Consider the following 2,381-nt stretch of genomic DNA (forward strand, 5'->3'; position numbering starts at 1 on the left):
GTACCGGCGGCCACCATGCAGAAGGTGCTGGACCATCCGGGCACCCGCGAGGTGTTGACCAAGCTGCGCCCGGGCGCGGAAATCGCCTTCGACCTGCCGGTCAACGGCAGCCTGCGCAGCATCCGCTTCGACCGCGATGGCAATCACCGCGTGGAACTGACGCTGCAGGGCGACCAGATCAGCGAAAAGGTCAGCGAGCGGGCAACCAGCACCCGTACCGTGGTGGCCAGTGGCGAGATCACCAGTTCGCTGTACAACGCCGCCCGCAAGGCTGGCTTGTCGCCGTCGGCCATCGCCACGATGACCGATGAGATTTTCAAGTACGACATCGACTTCTCCAAGGACCTGCAGCCGGGCGACCGTTTCAGCGTGGTGCTGGACGAAACCTGGCGCGAAGGCGAGCGCATCGACACCAGCAAGATCCTGGCGGCGACCTTCCAGACCGGCGGCAAGACCTATACCGGCTTCCGTTTTGATCGCGCCGGCAAGTCCGAATACTTCGACCTCAATGGCCGTTCGTTGAAGAAGAGCTTCATCCGTTCGCCGATCCAGTTCGCGCGCCTGAGCTCGAACTACGGCACCCGCCGCCATCCCATCCTCGGCACCATGCGCACCCACAAGGGCGTGGATTACGCCGCACGCACCGGCACCCCGATCATGGCCGCCGGCGATGCCCGTGTGCAGTTCGCCGGCACCCAGCGCGGGTACGGCAATGTGGTGATCCTCGACCACGGCAGCGGCCACACCACGCTGTACGGGCATATGTCGCGTCTGGGGCCCTACCGTGCCGGCCAGCGCGTGAACCAGGGTCAGGTGATCGGCTACGTGGGTTCCACCGGCATGTCGACCGGTCCGCACCTGCATTACGAATTCCGCGTCAACGGCGTGCACCGCAACCCGCTGTCGGTGACGATGCCGCCGCCGCAGCCGCTGCAGGGCGCCGACCTGGCCGCCTTCCGTGCACAGACCGCACCGGCGATGGCACGCATCCAGGGCATGGAAGAACTGATCTACGCCGATGCCGGCGACAGCAGGAAGCCGGCGGCAACGCAGACTGCCGCTGCCGCACCGGCAGCAGGCGGCAAGCGCGGCTGAGCCAGCGCAACACCGTTGACGATACGGGCAGGGAGCTTGAAGCTTCCCTGCCCGTTTCTTTTTAGCGACCGCCATGACCTCTGTTGATCCGCAGCTGCCGATGTTTCTTGGCCTGATGTCCGGCACCAGCGCCGACGGCATCGATGCGGCGCTGGTGCAGTTTCCGCAGAGCGGTGGATGCCGCTTCGTACACGGCCATACCCATGCCTGGGACGGCGCGACCCGCGATGCCCTGATCGCACTGGGCCAAGGCGGCGAACCCGCATCGATGGATGCACTGGGGCAGCTGGATGCCCGTGTTGGCATCGCCTTCGCCGCTGCCGCCAACCAGCTGCTGGAAGATGCCGGAGTGCGCCGCGAGCAGGTGCGGGCAATCGGCTCGCACGGCCAGACCATCCGTCATCGGCCGCTGAGCACTCCGGCGTTCACCTGGCAGATCGGCGATGCCAACCGTATTGCCGAGCTGACCGGTATCACCACCGTTGCCGATTTCCGCCGCCGCGATGTGGCTGCTGGCGGGCATGGCGCACCGCTGATGCCGGCCTTCCATCTGGCGATGCTGGGCAGTGCCGACGAAGATCGCGCGGTGCTCAACCTAGGCGGTATCGCCAACCTGAGCCTGATTGCCCGCGATGGCAGCATCCGCGGTTTCGACACCGGCCCGGCCAATGCCTTGCTGGATGGCTGGTGCCAGCGCCATCTTGGTCATGCGTTCGATGCCGATGGCGCGTTTGCTGCCAGTGGCCGTGTGGATGAAGGCTTGTTGGCGCGATTGCTGGCCGAGCCTTGGTTTGCCTTGCCGCCGCCGAAGAGCACCGGTCGCGAGCAGTTCCATCTGGAATGGGTGGAGGCGCAGCTGGGCGTGAATGCATTGGCACCTGCGGATGTGCAGGCGACACTGCTGGAGCTGACCGCAGCCACGGTGGCCGAGGCGTTGCTGGCACAGCTGCCGGCTGCGCGGCGCGTGCTGGTCTGCGGCGGTGGGGTGCGCAATCCGCAGTTGCTGTCGCGATTGCAGGCACGGTTGCCGGGTGTGCTGATCGGTTCCAGTGCCGAACACGGACTGGACCCGGATTACATGGAGGCGATGGGCTTTGCGTGGCTGGCGCAGGAAACCCTGGCCGGGCGTGCGGGCAATCTGCCCAGCGTCAGCGGCGCGCGCGGGCCGAGGATCCTGGGCGCGATTCATTTGGCATGAGCCCCGGGGTTGTTGGGGGGGGGGTTTGCCCGGCGCCCCAGGTGGGGCCCGGTGGGGGAAATGCCCGGCAACCCGGGCTTAGGTTTTG

Annotated in this window: 2 protein-coding genes (1 of these 2 running past the window's edge); both read left to right on the forward strand. The window is 66.6% G+C overall.

Translation table 11 applies throughout. The features are described from left to right. On the forward strand, positions 1-1,095 hold the 3' portion of the coding sequence (locus ACVOLI_RS19375; protein ID WP_481615627.1) for a peptidoglycan DD-metalloendopeptidase family protein. It extends 363 nt beyond the left edge of the window; 1,095 of the gene's 1,458 nt are visible here — the last part of the coding sequence; its start codon lies off the left edge, out of view; the stop codon is at positions 1,093-1,095. A gap of 73 nt (positions 1,096-1,168) precedes the next feature. Then, the gene (locus ACVOLI_RS19380; RefSeq protein ID WP_481615628.1) at positions 1,169-2,293 is read left to right on the forward strand and encodes an anhydro-N-acetylmuramic acid kinase; all 1,125 of its coding nucleotides are present in this window, start codon (positions 1,169-1,171) and stop codon (positions 2,291-2,293) included. Positions 2,294-2,381: the final 88 nt, after the last annotated feature.

Source organism: Stenotrophomonas sp. STEN029 (assembly GCF_056760015.1).